Annotated in this window: 18 protein-coding genes; 11 read left to right on the top strand and 7 right to left on the bottom strand. The window is 67.0% G+C overall.

What is annotated here, in order from left to right:
- The first annotated feature begins 55 nt into the window (after positions 1-55).
- The 4 genes from ACZLIB_RS15270 to ACZLIB_RS15255 all read left to right on the top strand — a co-directional run bounded on the left by ACZLIB_RS15270 (position 56) and on the right by ACZLIB_RS15255 (position 3,195).
- Entirely contained in the window at positions 56-1,573 is a 1,518-nt protein-coding gene (locus ACZLIB_RS15270) for a fumarate hydratase (RefSeq protein WP_049398764.1), read from the top strand.
- A 119-nt stretch (positions 1,574-1,692) separates the two neighbouring features.
- Entirely contained in the window at positions 1,693-2,088 is a 396-nt protein-coding gene (locus ACZLIB_RS15265; protein ID WP_049421524.1) for a hypothetical protein, read from the top strand.
- Positions 2,089-2,165: 77 nt separating this feature from the next.
- Positions 2,166-2,501: a hypothetical protein gene (locus ACZLIB_RS15260; RefSeq protein WP_423175035.1), complete on the top strand. Its 336-nt coding sequence runs from the start codon at positions 2,166-2,168 to the stop codon at positions 2,499-2,501.
- Positions 2,502-2,559: 58 nt separating this feature from the next.
- The gene (locus tag ACZLIB_RS15255; protein ID WP_049398760.1) at positions 2,560-3,195 is read left to right on the top strand and encodes a glutathione S-transferase family protein; all 636 of its coding nucleotides are present in this window, start codon (positions 2,560-2,562) and stop codon (positions 3,193-3,195) included.
- 71 nt (positions 3,196-3,266) lie between these two features.
- On the opposite strand, the gene arsC is transcribed toward ACZLIB_RS15255, so the two are convergent.
- From arsC to ACZLIB_RS15240, 3 genes are all read right to left on the bottom strand, one after another.
- Positions 3,267-3,608, bottom strand: a complete 342-nt coding sequence (gene arsC, locus ACZLIB_RS15250) for an arsenate reductase (glutaredoxin) (protein WP_478468052.1) — start codon at positions 3,606-3,608, stop codon at positions 3,267-3,269.
- Complete coding sequence (locus ACZLIB_RS15245; RefSeq protein WP_049434855.1) at positions 3,608-4,762, bottom strand: phospholipase A; 1,155 nt, start codon at positions 4,760-4,762, stop codon at positions 3,608-3,610. The genes arsC and ACZLIB_RS15245 overlap by 1 nt, the downstream gene beginning before the upstream one ends.
- A 119-nt stretch (positions 4,763-4,881) precedes the next feature.
- Positions 4,882-5,367, bottom strand: a complete 486-nt coding sequence (locus tag ACZLIB_RS15240; protein WP_049398758.1) for a DUF456 domain-containing protein — start codon at positions 5,365-5,367, stop codon at positions 4,882-4,884.
- 236 nt (positions 5,368-5,603) lie between these two features.
- Here ACZLIB_RS15240 and ACZLIB_RS15235 point away from each other — a divergent pair, with 236 nt between their 5' ends.
- Positions 5,604-5,813, top strand: a complete 210-nt coding sequence (locus ACZLIB_RS15235) for a cold-shock protein (protein WP_005410290.1) — start codon at positions 5,604-5,606, stop codon at positions 5,811-5,813.
- Between the two features lie 71 nt (positions 5,814-5,884).
- Here ACZLIB_RS15235 and ACZLIB_RS15230 read toward each other — a convergent pair whose 3' ends face one another.
- Both ACZLIB_RS15230 and ACZLIB_RS15225 read right to left on the bottom strand, forming a co-directional pair.
- Positions 5,885-6,379 (bottom strand): glycine zipper 2TM domain-containing protein, encoded by a 495-nt coding sequence (locus ACZLIB_RS15230; RefSeq protein WP_010486804.1) that lies wholly within the window; start codon positions 6,377-6,379, stop codon positions 5,885-5,887.
- Positions 6,380-6,515: 136 nt separating this feature from the next.
- Complete coding sequence (locus ACZLIB_RS15225; RefSeq protein WP_164080945.1) at positions 6,516-6,950, bottom strand: cytochrome c; 435 nt, start codon at positions 6,948-6,950, stop codon at positions 6,516-6,518.
- Between the two features lie 80 nt (positions 6,951-7,030).
- Between ACZLIB_RS15225 and ACZLIB_RS15220 the strand changes: the two genes are divergently transcribed.
- Positions 7,031-7,858, top strand: a complete 828-nt coding sequence (locus ACZLIB_RS15220) for a tRNA threonylcarbamoyladenosine dehydratase (protein ID WP_478468051.1) — start codon at positions 7,031-7,033, stop codon at positions 7,856-7,858.
- Positions 7,859-7,930: 72 nt separating this feature from the next.
- Here ACZLIB_RS15220 and ACZLIB_RS15215 read toward each other — a convergent pair whose 3' ends face one another.
- Entirely contained in the window at positions 7,931-8,710 is a 780-nt protein-coding gene (locus ACZLIB_RS15215) for a TatD family hydrolase (RefSeq protein ID WP_049420901.1), read from the bottom strand.
- Positions 8,707-8,922 (bottom strand): DUF6116 family protein, encoded by a 216-nt coding sequence (locus tag ACZLIB_RS15210; RefSeq protein WP_049398753.1) that lies wholly within the window; start codon positions 8,920-8,922, stop codon positions 8,707-8,709. The genes ACZLIB_RS15215 and ACZLIB_RS15210 overlap by 4 nt, the downstream gene beginning before the upstream one ends.
- 163 nt (positions 8,923-9,085) lie before the next feature.
- On the opposite strand from ACZLIB_RS15210, the gene ACZLIB_RS15205 reads away from it, so the two are divergent.
- From ACZLIB_RS15205 to asnB, 5 genes are all read left to right on the top strand, one after another.
- Positions 9,086-9,931 (top strand): glycine zipper 2TM domain-containing protein, encoded by an 846-nt coding sequence (locus tag ACZLIB_RS15205; RefSeq protein WP_032129667.1) that lies wholly within the window; start codon positions 9,086-9,088, stop codon positions 9,929-9,931.
- A gap of 126 nt (positions 9,932-10,057) precedes the next feature.
- Positions 10,058-10,600: a GNAT family N-acetyltransferase gene (locus ACZLIB_RS15200; protein WP_049460564.1), complete on the top strand. Its 543-nt coding sequence runs from the start codon at positions 10,058-10,060 to the stop codon at positions 10,598-10,600.
- Between the two features lie 175 nt (positions 10,601-10,775).
- A complete protein-coding gene (locus ACZLIB_RS15195; protein WP_478469939.1) occupies positions 10,776-11,432 on the top strand; it encodes a glutathione S-transferase family protein in 657 nt (218 codons plus the stop codon).
- A 78-nt stretch (positions 11,433-11,510) separates the two neighbouring features.
- The gene (locus tag ACZLIB_RS15190) at positions 11,511-13,790 is read left to right on the top strand and encodes a thiamine pyrophosphate-dependent enzyme (RefSeq protein ID WP_478468049.1); all 2,280 of its coding nucleotides are present in this window, start codon (positions 11,511-11,513) and stop codon (positions 13,788-13,790) included.
- Between the two features lie 3 nt (positions 13,791-13,793).
- On the top strand, positions 13,794-15,737 hold the full coding sequence (gene asnB / locus ACZLIB_RS15185; protein WP_478468048.1) for an asparagine synthase (glutamine-hydrolyzing): 1,944 nt from the start codon (positions 13,794-13,796) through the stop codon (positions 15,735-15,737).
- Positions 15,738-15,760: the final 23 nt, after the last annotated feature.

The following is a 15,760-nucleotide window of genomic DNA, read 5'->3' as shown; positions in this document are numbered from 1 at the left end:
GGAGGGGGTAAAATGGGGGGATTACCCCCGCCAGCCTCCAGCAAGCGAGCAAGTCGTGACATCGATCAAGCAGGAAGACCTCATCCAGTCCATCGCCGACGCGCTGCAGTACATCTCGTACTACCACCCGGTCGACTACATCAAGAACCTTGCCGCCGCCTACGAGCGCGAGGAGTCGCCGGCCGCGAAGGAAGCGATGGCGCAGATCCTGATCAATTCGCGCATGTGCGCCGAAGGCCACCGTCCGATCTGCCAGGACACCGGCATCGTCACCGTGTTCCTGGAAATCGGCATGGACGTGCGTTGGGACGACGCCACCATGGGCGTGGAAGACATGGCCAACGAAGGCGTGCGCCGCGCCTACATGCACCCGGACAACAAGCTGCGCGCCTCGGTGCTGGCCGACCCGGCCGGCAAGCGCACCAACACCAAGGACAACACCCCGGGCGTGGTCAACGTCAAGGTGGTGCCGGGCAACACCGTCGACGTCATCGTCGCCGCCAAGGGTGGTGGTTCGGAAGCCAAGACCAAGTTCGCCATGCTCAACCCGTCCGATTCCATCGTCGACTGGGTGCTGAAGACCGTGCCGACCATGGGCGCCGGCTGGTGCCCGCCGGGCATGCTCGGCATCGGCATCGGCGGCACTGCCGAGAAGGCGATGCTGCTGGCCAAGGAAGCGCTGATGGAGCCGATCGACATCACCGAGCTGCAGGCCCGTGGTGCCTCCAACCGCATTGAAGAGCTGCGCCTGGAGCTGTACGAGAAGGTCAACGCGCTGGGTATTGGCGCGCAGGGCCTGGGTGGCCTGACCACCGTGCTCGACATCAAGATCAACGATTACCCGACTCATGCGGCCAACCTGCCAGTGGCGATGATCCCGAACTGCGCGGCCACCCGCCATGCGCACTTCACCCTGGATGGCAGCGGCCCGGTGATGCTGGACCCGCCGTCGCTGGAGGACTGGCCGAAGCTGACCTACGATTCGTCCAAGGGCACCCGCGTGGACCTGGACACGATCACGCCGGAAGATGTGGCCAGCTGGAAGCCGGGCCAGACCCTGCTGCTGAACGGCAAGCTGCTGACCGGCCGCGACGCCGCGCACAAGCGCATGGTCGACATGCTCAACAAGGGCGAGGAACTGCCGGTCGATCTGAAGGGGCGCTTCATCTATTACGTCGGCCCGGTCGATCCGGTGCGCGACGAAGTGGTGGGCCCGGCTGGTCCGACCACGGCGACCCGCATGGACAAGTTCACCCGTCAGGTGCTTGAACAGACCGGCCTGCTGGGCATGGTCGGCAAGGCCGAGCGCGGCCCGGCGGCCATCGAGGCGATCCGTGACAACAAGTCGGCCTACCTGATGGCCGTTGGTGGTTCGGCCTACCTGGTGTCCAAGGCGATCAAGGCGGCGAAGGTGGTTGGTTTCGCCGACCTCGGCATGGAAGCGATCTACGAGTTCACCGTGCAGGACATGCCGGTGACCGTGGCGGTCGACTCCACTGGCGAATCGGTGCACAAGACCGGCCCGCGCGAATGGCAGGCCCGCATCGGCAAGATTCCGGTGGTGGTGGAGTAATTCCTCCCGTTCCGGTCCAGACAACGGCGCCCGTGTGGCGCCGTTGTTGCATGCAGCCTGCCCGTGGATGGTGTGCTCTGCTAACGTGCGCTGTCTGACGTATTGGAAGGGAGTCCATCGTGCTGCAGTGGTCGCGTGTTTTCGTGTTGCTGGTCGCTGCGCTGGCATGCAGTGCCTGCGGGCCACGTTATTTCGTCGAACCGCCAACCCACGAAGCGGGGAGGATCTGCGCGTCGGTCTGCGAGAGCCAGAAGGCGACGTGCGACTTCCACAACCGCGCCCGCGCGGAATCGGATCAGCGCAGCTGCGAAAGCGAGAAGAGCCGGATCATCAGCCGTTGCAGTGGTATCGCCGACGACAAGCAGCGGCACAACTGTGAAGGGGGCAACGGCGCCGGCACCTACTGCGGTTCCCCGGCGCTTCCTTCATGCAGTGCTCCGTACGCCCAGTGCCTGCTCTCCTGCGGCGGCACCGTGAATGAAGTCCGCACCGACACCGGCATTCCCGTGTACTGATCGGGGGGCGCGCGTCGCTGCCTGCACGAGTAACCGTAGTCTGCTAGGGTCGGCACACCCCTGCACTGGATGTGCCCATGCGCCTGCATCGATCCGTCGCGGCTGTGTTCCTGCTGGTCCTGGCCGGCTGCACCACAACCTCATCCTACGAAGGTGCGGATTTTTCCGCCTCCTCGCAGTGCCGCATGCAGTGCCAGGCCGACTATCGCAGCTGCATGGCGCGGGGCAGTATCGGCAGCAACGACTTCAGCTGCGAACAACAGATGGTGCCGGCGCCGGACAAGCGCTGCAAGGACATTGCCAATCCCGAGCTGCGCCGTTCCTGTGAACTGAAGACGCACGACTGCGCGATACGCACGCCGATCATGTCCTGTAGCGAAGGCCGCGATACCTGCATGAGCCGCTGCGGCTGAGCAACGATTGCGCGCGTGGGCGCATAATCGGCTGATCCACCTGCACAGGATCTTCCGCATGAGCACCACGCTGTATGGTTCAACCAGTACCGCCGCGCTGGTGGTGCACTGGCTGCTGATCGAGCTGGGCATCGAGCACGAACTGGTGCTGCTGGATTTCGACGCGCGCGAGCACAAGTCGGCGGAGTACCTGGCGCTGAATCCGGCCGGTGTGGTGCCGACGCTGCTGATCGATGGCTTGGTACTGACCGAAGCGGCGGCGATCGCGCTGTATCTGGCTGACCGCCATCCGGAGGCCAACCTGCTGCCCGCACTGGGCACGCCGCAGCGCGCCGATGCCTACCGCTGGATGTTCTGGTGTGCCAATACGCTGCAGCCGGCCTATCGTGCCTGGTTCTATCCGCATGAAATGGCGGGCGAGGCAAATATCGAAGCGAGCCGCGAGATGGCCCGTCAGAGACTTGAGGCGGCCTGGCAGCAGGTCGCCACGCACCTGCAGGCGCATGGCCCCTACCTGCTGGGCACCACGCCCTGCGTGGTCGACTACATGCTGGTGATGCTGATGCGCTGGTCGCGCAACATGCCGAAGCCCAGCGACACCTGGCCTGTGCTCAAGGCACATGCCACGTCGATGAAGGCGCGCCCGGCGTTCGCCGAGGTATACCGCCGCGAGGGCATCACCGACTGGCGGTAACCAGAAAAGGGGACGGAGGGGATTAAGTCGTTTGTGCACAAGCGACTTAATCCCCTCCGTCCCCTTTTCCGTTACAGGATCTCCAGCACCGTTTCCGGTGGACGGCACAGCCGGGTGCCCTTGGGCGTGCGCACCACGGGGCGGTTGATCAGGCGCGGGTGTGCGGCCATCGCGGCGAGCAGCGTGGCCTCGTCCGCATCTTCCAGGCCCAGTTCGGCGAACTGCGCTTCCTTGCTGCGCACCAGATCACGTGCGCTCAATCCGGATTCGGCCAGCACCTGGCGCAGTGTGGTCACATCGGGTGGATTGCCCAGGTACTCGATCACCTCCGGATCGAAGCCCGCATCTCGGATCAGCTTCAATGCGCCACGCGAGTTGCTGCAGGCCGGGTTGTGCCAGATCGTCACGTCCATCAGAACCACTCCAGCAGCGACACGCCCACGCCCACGTAGGTGGCCTTGTGGTTGTAGTCGATCAGGCTCTCGCCATAGCCGTCGAAGACCTGCACATGGCCGCGCAGCAGGTTGCTGATCGGGAAGCCGTAATCCAGCTGCAGGGCGCCGTGCGAACGGCTGCCGGTGCGCAGCGAATGGCGCGCCATCAGCGAGACTTCGTGGCCGTTGCGGTTCCAGGTCAGGGTCGCATCACCGCGGCCCATGTAATCCTCGATGTCCGGATTGTTGTCGTCGCTGCGGGTCTCGGGAATGCGGTACCACGGCCGCAGCACCAGCGCCCAGTTTTCGCGGTCCAGGCCGATGTTGAGCATGACCCGGTTCCAGCTGCGCGACAGCGGATCGGCGCGGCCGTTGGACTGGTGGTTCAGCGCGATGCCGGTCATGCGGCCGCGCCAGCCACCGATCGAGTAGCCGTTGCGGAACACCATCATCACTTCCGGCTCGTAGTTGGTTTCGCGGAACGGGCGCGAATCCTCGCCGTTGTAGGCCTGCCAGCGCGAGCTCTGGGTATAGCCGGCCCAGATGTCGCCGTTGTCGCCGAACAGGTTCTCGGCGATCTTGGTCTTGAAGCTGATCTGGAACTTCAGTTCGGCGCTGTCCAGTACCTGCGGCGTGGTGACCGTGTTGGCGGGGTTCGGCGAATGCGGCGTGGTGTTGCGGTCGCTGGTCCAGAACGCCGGCAGCAGGTACACCGGCTTGTAGGCACGCAGCTGGAATGGGCCGAGCTTGGAGTCCTCGGCCAGTTCCCAGCGGCTGTCCAGCAGCGAACCGCGGCCGGCATTGGCCAGCGCGCTGTCCGGCGCAGCGGGGCGGAACAGGTCGCTGACCCGCTCGCGCAGTTTCTCTTCGCCCTGGCTCACGCGTGCGGTCTGGCGTTCTTCGCGACGGGCCTGCGCGGCCGCCTCGGCAGCGGCATCGGCGGCGGCCGTGGCCTGCGGCGTATGCGCGAACAGGCGGTCATAGCAGGCCAGGCGCGCCGCGTCAGTGGTGATGGCGGCACACGCCGCCGGCGAGGTATCGGTGCTGGGCACGAATTCCTGCGCGGCCAATGGGGCACTGGCCAGGGCCAGCGCCAGCGGCGCAAGGCGGGGAAGCAGCGGGGGGAGGGTCATTCCAGCAGGCCCTTCGGTGAATACGGGAATCGCACAGTGTGGCGGCTGTACCGCATCGCGGCCAGCCCCCACGGTTTATGCACGGCCACCGCGTGCGCGCTGCGTGAAGACGGTGCGACTTACAGGAACCAGGCGAAGGCGAACAGGCCCAGCATCGCGATCACCACCGCCAGTTTCAGCGCCAGGCCGAGCAGGATGCCGAGCCAGGTGGCCAGACCCACCTTGGTCGAGCGGCCCAGTTCACGGGTGTGCCAGTACTCGCCGGCCAGGGCGCCGATCAGGGGCCCGGCAAAGAGGCCGATCGGCATGAAGAACAGCCCGACGATGCTGCCGACGAACGTGCCCCACAGCGCCTTGCGGCTGGCACCGACCCGCTGCGCACCCACCACTGTGGCCAGTACGTCCACCAGCAGCGAGAGCAGGGTCAGTACGCCCAGCGCGACCAGGGTCGGCCAGCCGACGTGGGCGAAGCCGTCGGCCCACGCCGCCAGCAGCAGTCCGATGAACACCAGCGGGATGCCGGGGAGGGCCGGAAGGATGATTCCGGCGATGCCGACGAGGACAAAAATGACCGCTAGCAGATATAAGATGAATGAGAGTCCCATGCTGTCCCGTATGGTGGTCGTTTTGGGGTTGACAGTGAAAGATTTTGCCAGTTGCTTTTTCGTTTTGGGCGGGTTAAGTTGCAGTCGCTGAGCTTGGCAAGGTCACCGTGGATCGTGGCCTGATGAAGCAAGATCTTCCCGATCCGCTGCATCGATGCACCTCGCTTCCCCCTTGCTTGTCAGCCGCCCACCAGGCGTTTCCTACAACAAGAGAGAGTCACCAGGGAGTTAGTGAGATGTCTGATCGCGAGACCGGTACCGTCAAGTGGTTCAACGATGCAAAGGGCTTCGGCTTCATCAGCCGTGAAAACGGCGAAGACGTGTTCGTGCACTTCCGTGCCATCCAGACCCAGGGCTTCAAGAGCCTGAAGGAAGGCCAGAAGGTCACCTTCACCGTCGTGCAGGGCCAGAAGGGCCTGCAGGCCGACGCCGTTCAGCCGACCTGATCGCGCTGCATACCGTCAAATGAAAAGGCCCGCGCAAGCGGGCCTTTTCCTTGCCGTCGGCCCGATGCAGGTCAGCGCAGGATGACCTTGCCGTTGACCACGCGCACGTAGGTGTTCTCGCGGATGCCGCCGAGGTCGCGCTGGTTGACCACGATGGTGCGGCCATCGTCCATGCGCACGCTGATGTCGTAGGTGTCGCTGGTCACGTTCTTCTGGATCTGGTTGCCGGCCAGTGCGCCACCGACCGCGCCCGCAGCGGCGGCGATGTTCTTGTTGCCACGGCTGCCGCCGGTGTGGTCGGAGATCTCGTGGCCGGCCACGGCGCCGACGATGCCGCCCAGGATCGCGCCGGTCGCGCTGGGCGCGGTACGGCCGGACTGCACGGTGTTGATGCGGGTCACGATGCCGCAGTCGGCGCAGCGGCCCTGGTTGTAGCCACCATTGTTGCCGTAGCCGCCATTGTTGTAGCCGTTGTTGTAACCACCACCGCCGTAGCCGGGCGAGGTGGCACAGCCAGCCAGGGCAAGGGTAGCGATGGCGCTGGCGGCGATGAGCTGGATCTTCATGGGGCGTCTCCTGGCCGTGAAGGCGGGTGTCTGGGGTGGTACTGCGTCATGCAGCAGGGTGGACGAATCGTCCCCTTTTGAACGTGAACAAGGCGCCAACCGCGCAGGCCTTGTCCGGCTGCAGGATGAATGCGGCTCAGCGGAAGTCCTGGTGGCAGGCGCGGCAGTCGGCCTGCACCGTTTCCACCATTTGGGCCAGGGCCGTGCAGTCGCTGGGCGGCGCAGCCAGAGCGGCGTTGAGGTTGCCGCGCAGCTGACTGGCATGCTGCTGGAACTGCGCGCTGTCCTTCAGCCCGGGAAAGGCCAGGTCCAGATCGTTGGACAGCAGGCGCATCGCCTGCAACCGCGGCACGCTGTCGGCCAGGCTGCAGCGGTTCTGCTGCTGGGCCTGCTGCAGCAGCTGCGATTGCCGTTGCATCACCTGCATCAGGCTGTCCGGGAACGGATCGCGGCGGGCCTGCAGGGCGCGGCCGACCATCACCGTGGCGATCAGGCCGATCAACAGGCCCAGGCCGAGCACGAACAGATAGCGGTAGGCGGTGGACGGGCGACGGGGCGGGCTGGCGTTCATGGCGGGCTCTCCGGACGTGCAACGGTGGGTTCGATGCCGGCGCGCTGCAGGCGCTGGCGCCTGCACGTTAAAATAGCCGGATGAACGAACAGGTCAAACAACGCTTCGCCGGCATCGAACGGCTGTATGGCGTGGGCGCACTCGAGCGCCTGCAGAGCAGCCGCGTGGCGGTGGTGGGCATGGGTGGCGTTGGCTCGTGGGTGGTGGAGGCATTGGCCCGTTCGGCGGTCGGTCACCTGACCCTGATCGATGCCGATGACATCTGCGTGTCCAACACCAACCGGCAACTGCCGGCGATGGAAGGCAACTACGGCCGCAACAAAGCCGAGGCGATGGCCGAACGCTGCCGCGCGATCAACCCGGACATCGAGGTCGATGCCGTACAGGCGTTCCTGACGGTGTCGAACATGGCCGAACTGCTGGACCGTGGCTTTGATCTGGTGATCGATGCCTGCGACAGCTTCCGGGTCAAGGTCGAGACGATTGCCTGGTGCCGCCGCCGCAAGCTGCCGCTGCTGACCGTGGGTGCCGCCGGTGGCCGCATCGATCCCACCCTGGTGCGCATCCGCGATGTCTCGCGCACCGAGCACGACGCCATGCTGGCGTTGATCCGCAAGAAGCTGCGCAGCGAGTTCAACTTCCCGAAGAATGCCAAGCGCTACTTCGGCGTGCCGGCGGTGTATTCGCTGGAGAATGTGAAATACCCGCAGGCCGATGGCAGCGTCTGTGGCATCCGCCCGAACCTGGGCGCTGATGCGGCACTGAAGCTGGACTGCGGCGCGGGCCTGGGTGCGGCGACCCACATCACCGGTGCGTTCGCGTTCGCGGCGGTCGGCAAGGCGCTGGAAATGCTGCTGGAGCCGAAGAAGGTGAAGGCCGAAGTGGTCGAGGATCACGCTGACGCGTGATGGTAGTGCCGGCCGCTGGCCGGCAACTCCGGAATGAATGAATCAGCGCAGATGCCGGCCAGCGGCCGGCACCTACCGTTGCATTGCGGGCAGCGCGAACAGCCGCCGCGCGTTCTCCGTCGTGGCCTGGGCCACCGCGTCCAGCTCCATCCCGCGTAGCGCCGCCACGTGGCGGGCGATGATCGCCAGCCGGGCCGGTTCGTTGCGCTGGCCGCGGATGCCGGCGTCAGGCTGGTCCGGGGCGTCGGTCTCCAGCAGCAGCTGTTCCAGCGGCATCTCGCGCACCAGCCGCTGCAGGCGTTGCGCGCGTTCGTAGGTCAACGGGCCGCCGAGCCCGAGCAGGAAGCCCTGCCTGTGCAGTTGCGCTGCCTGTTCTGGACTGCCGGAAAAGCTGTGCACCACGCCGCGCAGGCCGCCGACGCGACGGATCGCGGCGATCACCGCATCCACCGCGCGCCGTGCATGCACGATCACCGGCAGCTCGAACTCACGGGCCAGTTCCAGCTGACCGATGAAATATGCCTGTTGCGCCTCGGCATCCAGGCCTTCAACGAAAAAGTCCAGACCACATTCGCCGATCGCGCAGGGGCGTTCGCGTTCGATCCACTCGCGCAGCAGCGGCAGGTGCCCAGGCTGGTGCTCGGCCAGGAACATCGGATGCAGGCCGTAGGCCGGGTACAGCCCCGGCGCCTGCTGGCAGACCTCGCGCAGCTTCGGCCAGCTGGCTGCGGTCACCGCCGGCACCACCTGCTGGTGCACGCCAGCGGCCTGCGCACGCTCGACCACCGCGGCGCGGTCGCGGTCGAACTCGCTGGCGTCCAGATGGCAGTGGCTGTCGACCAGCAGGCTCAATGCTGCTCCAGCGGCGGAGGCGTGGTGGTGTTGCGGCGCTTCCAGTTGGCCAGCAGCAGGGTGCCGAAGCCGAGCACCAGCTCATCGACGAACGGAATCGGGTCCGGGATGAACAGGGTCAGCGCGAACAGGCCCGCGGTGAGCTTGAACAGGGTGGGGTAGCGCAGCCGGCGCGCCCATTGCAGTACCGGCAGCAGCATCGGGTTGGCCATGGCGGGGGTCCTCCTGGGGAATATGCAAACGCTACCACGGGCCCAGCATTTCCCGATGCTGAATGGGTTACGGGAATGAGCAGGAAATGTGGAGATTCCGTTCAGGCAGCGCATGCTGCAATCTGGTTCGAGAACGTTGCGGATGGTCCGCAAGGAGCAGGTCATGAAAAGCACAACTACAACTGTCCTGGTCGCAGCGGGCGCGCTGCTGGTCGGTGGCATCGCCACTGCCGCCTTCATGAAGAGTGGCGACAAATCGCCCGATTCCATCAGCGCCGGAACCCCCAATGGTGAATCGCGCCTGGTCGATGGCAACGCCACCGACGATGGCGCGCGTGGTGACACTCTCGACCCGACCGCACCGCGTGGGCTGGAATATGCCGATGTGCTGAAGGTCGACCCGATCACCGAGAAGCAGAAGGCCTACGCCACCGTGATCGGCACCGATGCAGTGCGCGAGACCTCCACCACCCAGACCCCGCATGAAGTCTGCCAGGACGTGACGGTGCAGGAGCGCCTGCCGGAACGTGACGGCAACGTCGGCGGTACCGTGGTCGGTGCTGTGGTGGGCGGCCTGCTGGGCAACCAGGTCGGCGGCGGCAATGGCAAGAAGGCCGCCACTGCGGCCGGCGCGGTGGCCGGTGGCTTCATCGGCAACCAGATCGACAAGCGCCATGTGGGTGGCCGCGTGGTCAACCGCACCGAGCGCCAGTGCCACACCGAGACCGCGACCTCCGAGTCGAGCCGCGTCACCGGCTACAACGTGACCTACCGCAACGAGGACGGCACCACCGGCACCATGCGCATGGCCAGCAAGCCGGGCAACCGCATTGCCATGGGTACCAACGACGTGGTGAAGGGGTACAACGTGACCTACCGCTATGACGGCGCCGAGAAGACGGTGCGCATGGACAACAAGCCGGCCAGCGATCGCCTGCCGGTGGTCGACGGCCAGCTGGTCACGCAGACCGCTGCTGCCGGTGCCACGGCGGCCAGCACGCGCCAGTAATCCAGATGCCGCATGCAGTACCTGACGGGCCGGCTTATGCCGGCCCGTTTCGTTGCAGCCGGCGAAATTCATCCGCGCGGGGCGTGAATCCACCATCATGGACGCTTCCTTCGACATGGAGCCGGCATGAGCATCTTCGACCTGCGCATCGAAACCGAGCGCCTGATCCTGCGGCCGCTGCTGCGCGAGGACTACGAACCGTATCTGGCGTTCTGCGCCGATGAGGAAACGATGCGCACCCTCGGTGGCGTGCAGCCGCCTTCGGTGGCCTGGCGTGGCTTCTGCAGCCTGGCTGGCGCTTGGCAGCTGTTTGGCTTCTCGATGTTCAGCGTGATCGAGAAATCCAGCGGTGACTGGATCGGGCGGATGGGGCCCTGGCAACCGCAGGACTGGCCCGGTACCGAGGTCGGCTGGGGCATCCGTCATGCCAGCTGGGGCCGGGGCTATGCGCCGGAAGCGGCGGTCGCAGCAATCGATTGGGCGTTCGACACGCTGGGTTGGGACGAAGTGATCCACACCATTGCCGAGAACAACGACAACTCGCGGGCGGTCGCGCGCAAGCTCGGCAGCACCCTGCTGCGCATGGGGGAGTTGCCAGCGCCGTACAACGACAAGCCGATGCAGATCTGGGGCCAGTCGCGCGAGCAGTGGCGGCAGCGCGCGCGCTGATCGCTGCCCGGTAGTGCCGGCCGCTGGCCGGCAATCGCATGAATCTGCCGCAACGCGATTGCCGGCCAGCGGCCGGCACTACCGGGTTGCCATGCTGCACCCGCGCTTGGCATTCATCGGCGCGCTTGCCAGACTGCACGCAGCTGGCCGCTGGCCGGATCCGATGGAGCAGGCGATGGTGGAAGAGCGCGTCCCGTTGACGGTGCATGGCATGTCGGTCTCGGGCAATTGCCACAAGGTGCGCCTGCTGCTGGAGCAGCTCGGCAGCCGCTACCGCTGGGTGGAGGTGGACAGCGCCCATGGCCAGACCCACACCCCCGAATTCCTGGCGTTGAATCCGAATGCCAAGGTGCCGCTGATCGTCCGCGACGATGGCCGCGTGCTGACCGAATCCAACGCGATCCTGTTCTGGCTGGCCGAGGGCACGCCGTACCTGCCCACCGATGGCTGGGAGCGCGCGCAGGCGTTGAGCTGGATGTTCTTCGAGCAGTACACGCACGAGCCGTGCGTGGCGGTGGCGCGCTTCATCCGTGGCTGGACCCCCGCTGATTCACCGCGCCGCGCCGAACTGCCGCGCCTGCACGAGCGCGCCGCCACCGCGCTGGCGGTGATGGAGCAGCACCTGCGCCAGGCGCAATGGTTCACCGGCAACGGATATGGCGTCGCCGATATCGCGCTGTTCGCCTACACCGACGTGGCGGCAGAGGGCGGTATCAGCCTGCAGCCATTCCCGGAAGTGCGTGGCTGGCTGCAGCGCGTGCGTGAACAACCGCGCTTCCTGCCGATGCCGGCCGTGACTGCCGAAGTGCGCTCGCGATTCGAGGCTGCGTGAGTCTCACCAGGGTGACCCCCACAGGGTAGCGCCTGGCCAACGCCGGGCGGAATGCAACAACGACACGGAGGGTGTTCGATGTTCGCTGTGGTTCCAGATCCGATTCCCGCACGCATGCGCGTGCTCAACCGCGCCGAAGTGTGCGACGTCAACTTCCTCGATGCGGTACGTGGCTGGCGCGGCACCCCGCGTCCGCGCCCGGCGCCGGATGCGCCGATCCTGCCGGGCAGTACGCTCACTGCCGCAGCGTTTGGCGAACTGTTCGATTCGCAGCTGGCCAGCCGCCAGCTGGACCTGATGGCACGCGTGCTGCGCGTGCAGAACAAGGTCTTCTACACCATCGGTTCCTCCGGCCACGAGGGCAACGCGCTGCTGGCGCGGGCCTGCCGGCATACCGATCCAGCCTTCCTGCACTATCGCTCCGGTGCCTTCATGGCCGAGCGTTCGCGCCAGCTGCCGGGCATCGATCCGCTGCGCGATGCCGCACTGTCTTTCGCCGCCAGCGCCGATGACCCGGCCAGCGGGGGCCGCCACAAGGTGTGGGGCAGCAAACCGTTGTGGGTGCTGCCGCAGACCTCGACCATCGCGTCGCACCTGCCGAAAGCGCTGGGCACCGCGCTGGCCATCGAGAGCGGCAAGCGCCTGGGGCAGCCGTTGCCGATCCCGGCCGACAGCATCGTGCTGTGCTCGTTCGGCGACGCCTCGGCCAACCATGCCACCGCGCAGACCGCGTTCAACACCGCGATGTGGTCGGCCTACCAGAAGCTGCCGGCGCCGATCCTGTTCGTCTGCGAGGACAACGGGCTGGGCATTTCAGTGAAGACGCCGGAAGGCTGGATTGCGGAGCGCTTCAGCCGCCAGCCGGGGCTCGACTATTTCTTCGCTGATGGTCTCGACCTGGCCACCGGGCACGCCCAGGTGCAGGCGGCGGTGGAGCACTGCCGGCGCACGCGGCGGCCCACCTTCCTGCATCTGCGCACCACCCGCCTGATGGGCCACGCCGGCACCGACTTCGAGGTGGAATGGCGCGCGCTGCCGGAGCTGTGCGCGGCCGAGGCGCAGGATCCGCTGCTGCGCTCGGCGCAGATCGCGATGGAGTCGGGCTGGATGGATGCGGCCGCCATCGAGGTCGCCTACGAAACGATGCGCGCGCGCTGCATGGCCGCGGCGGCGGATGCCGAGGGCCGCCCGACGCTGCAGTCGCTGCAGGAGGTGATGGCGCCGCTGGCGCCGTACACGCCGGCGGCGGTGCAGGCCGAGGCGCGGCGCGAGGTGCCCGCCGATGCGCGCGAAGCGCTGTATGGCGGTGCGGAGGCCCTGCCTGAGCGGCAGGCACCTCGGCACCTCGCCATCCAGATCAACCATGGGCTGCAGGAACTGCTGGCCAAGTATCCGCAGAGCCTGCTGTTCGGCGAGGACGTCGCGCAGAAGGGCGGTGTCTATACCGTCACCAAGGATCTGCTGCGCCGCTTCGGCCCACGCCGGGTGTTCAACACCCTGCTGGACGAGACCATGATCCTGGGCATGGCGCAGGGCCTGGCCAACATGGGCATGCTGCCGATTCCGGAGATCCAGTACCTGGCCTACCTGCACAACGCCATCGACCAGGTGCGCGGCGAAGCGTGCTCGCTGCAGTTCTTCTCCAATGACCAGTACCGCAACCCGATGCTGGTTCGGGTGGCCGGGCTGGGCTACCAGAAAGGCTTCGGTGGCCACTTCCACAACGACAATTCGATCACCGCGCTGCGCGACATTCCCGGCCTGGTGGTCGGTTGCCCGTCGCGCGGCGACGATGCGGTGATGATGCTGCGCACGTTGGCCGCGCTGGCGCGGGTGGACGGGAGGGTGGCGGTGTTCCTGGAGCCGATCGCGCTGTACATGAGCAAGGACCTGCATGCGCCGGGCGATGGCCAGTGGTTGTTCGACTACCCCGCCCAGGGCCAGGCGCTGGTGCCGGGCGAAGGGCGGGTCTATGCGCCGGAGGCAGGCGACCTGGTGGTCTACACCTATGGCAATGGCGTGCCGATGGCGCTGCGCGCGGCGCGGGCAATCGAGCAGCAGCTGGGCTGGCAGGTGCGGGTGGTCGACCTGCGCTGGCTGGTGCCGCTGGATGCTGGTTTCATCGCCGCGCAAGCCGCCAGCGCCCGGCGCGTGCTGGTGCTGGACGAGGGCCGCCACAGTGGCGGGGTGGGCGAGGGCGTGGTCACCGCAGTGGTCGAGGCGGGGTTCGGCCACCTGCCGCTGCGCCGGGTCTGCGGTGCCGATACCTATACCCCGCTGGCGGGGGCAGCAATGTTCGGGCTTCCAAGCGACAATGCAGTGATTGGCGCCGCCCTTGAACTGGCGCAGGAACCCTGATGCATGTGTGGATTGGCGGGAATGTTGTTGCCGGCGCCGGTGGCGTCGGCCGAGGTGCTGCAGGCGCAGGTCCTGGCCATGGGCGAGGCGCTGCACCACCGCGGGCCGGATGATGGCGGCAGCTGGGTCGATGCCGGGACAGGCATCGCGCTGGCGCACCGTCGGCTGAGCATTCTCGACCTGTCGCCGCTGGGGCACCAGCCGATGGCCTCGGCCGATGGTCGCTACGTGATGGCCTACAACGGCGAGGTCTACAATTTCGCCGCCCTGCGTGCCGAACTTGAGCCGCTGGGGCACGCCTTCCGCGGCCATTCCGATACCGAGGTGCTGCTGGCAGCGATCCTGCAGTGGGGTATCGAGGACACCCTGCAGCGCTGCAACGGCATGTTCGCCATCGCCCTGTGGGACCGCCAGCAGCAGTGCCTGTGGCTGGCCCGCGACCGCGTCGGCAAGAAGCCGCTGTACTACGGCTGGGCCGGTGACACCCTGGTGTTCGGTTCGGAACTGAAGGCGCTGTGGCAGCACCCGGCCTTCGACAACGACATCGACCGTGACGCCCTGACCCTGCTGCTGCGGCTGGATTACATTCCGGCGCCGCACAGCATCCACCAGCGCTGCTACAAATTGATGCCCGGGCGCGTGCTGCGCCTGGATGCGGAAGCCGTGGCGACGGGTGCGGCCGCGCACCGGCCGGAACAGGCGCAGCGCCCATACTGGGATGCCCGTGCACGCATGCAGGCGGCGCTGGCTGCGCCGTTCCAGGGCCGCATCGAGGAAGCCGAGGAGCAGCTGGACGGGCTGCTGCGTGACGCGGTGGCGCTGCGCATGGTGGCCGACGTGCCGGTGGGCGTGTTCCTGTCCGGCGGCACCGATTCGTCGCTGGTGGCCGCGCTGATGCAGGCACAAAGTGGCCAGCCGGTGCACAGCTTCAGTATCGGGTTCACCGGTTCGGGCCACGACGAGGCGCCGCTGGCCAAGGAACTGGCCGCGCATCTGGGCTGCGACCACACTGAACTCTACGTCAGCGGTGCCGATGCGTTGGCGGTGGTGCCGCAGTTGCCGGCGATGTTCGACGAACCCTTCGCCGATGCCTCGCAGGTGCCGACCGCGCTGGTCGCCCGCCTGGCGCGGCAGGGCGTGACCGTGGCGTTGTCCGGCGATGGTGGCGACGAGCTGTTCTTCGGCTATACCCGCTATGTACGCGCGCTGCGCAACTGGCAGATGCTGGGCCGCGTGCCGGGGCCGCTGCGGCGCTGGATGGGCGCGCGCTCCCAGCAGCAGGGCGAGGCCTCGCGTACCGGCGGCCTGGCCGCGCTGTTGGCAGAATCCGGCGCGCGTGGCATCGGTGACGTGTACCGCAACCGAATCTCGCGCTGGCGCGACCCGGCGGCGGCAGTGCCCGGGGCGCAGGCCGCGGGCAGCTTCTACGACCTGGCCGACCCGTTGCACGGTGCCGGCACACCGGCCGATGCGATGATGCTGGCCGATTACGTGACCTACCTGCCGGATGACCTGCTGTGCAAGGTCGACCGCACCTCGATGGCGGTCAGCCTGGAAGCCCGCGCACCGCTGTTGGATTCTCGCGTGGCCGAGTTCGCCTGGTCGCTGCCGCTGGGCTTCAAGCGCAGTGAAACCACCAGCAAGGTGCTGCTCAAGCGCGTGCTGGGCCGTTATGTGCCGCAGTCGATGGTGCACCGGCCCAAGCGTGGCTTCGGCGCGCCGGTCAGTGACTGGCTGAAGGGCGACCTGCGGCCGTGGGCCGAAGACCTGCTGCAGCCCGCGCGGCTGGAGCAGGAGGGCGTGCTGTCGGCGGCCGCGGTACAGCCGCTGTGGCAGCAGTTCCTCGGCGGCCAACGCAAGTGGCATACCCATCTGTGGAACGTGCTGATGTTCCAGGCCTGGCAGGCGCATTGGCGGCAGGTGCGCGCGGGCGTGACCGGCGGCTGATCTTCACCGGCCTGCAAGGGCCC

It is taken from the genome of Stenotrophomonas sp. 220_Sma, assembly GCF_056487375.1.
Note: the sequence above shows the minus strand (reverse complement) of the source record. Positions and strands in the feature narration are given on the sequence as shown.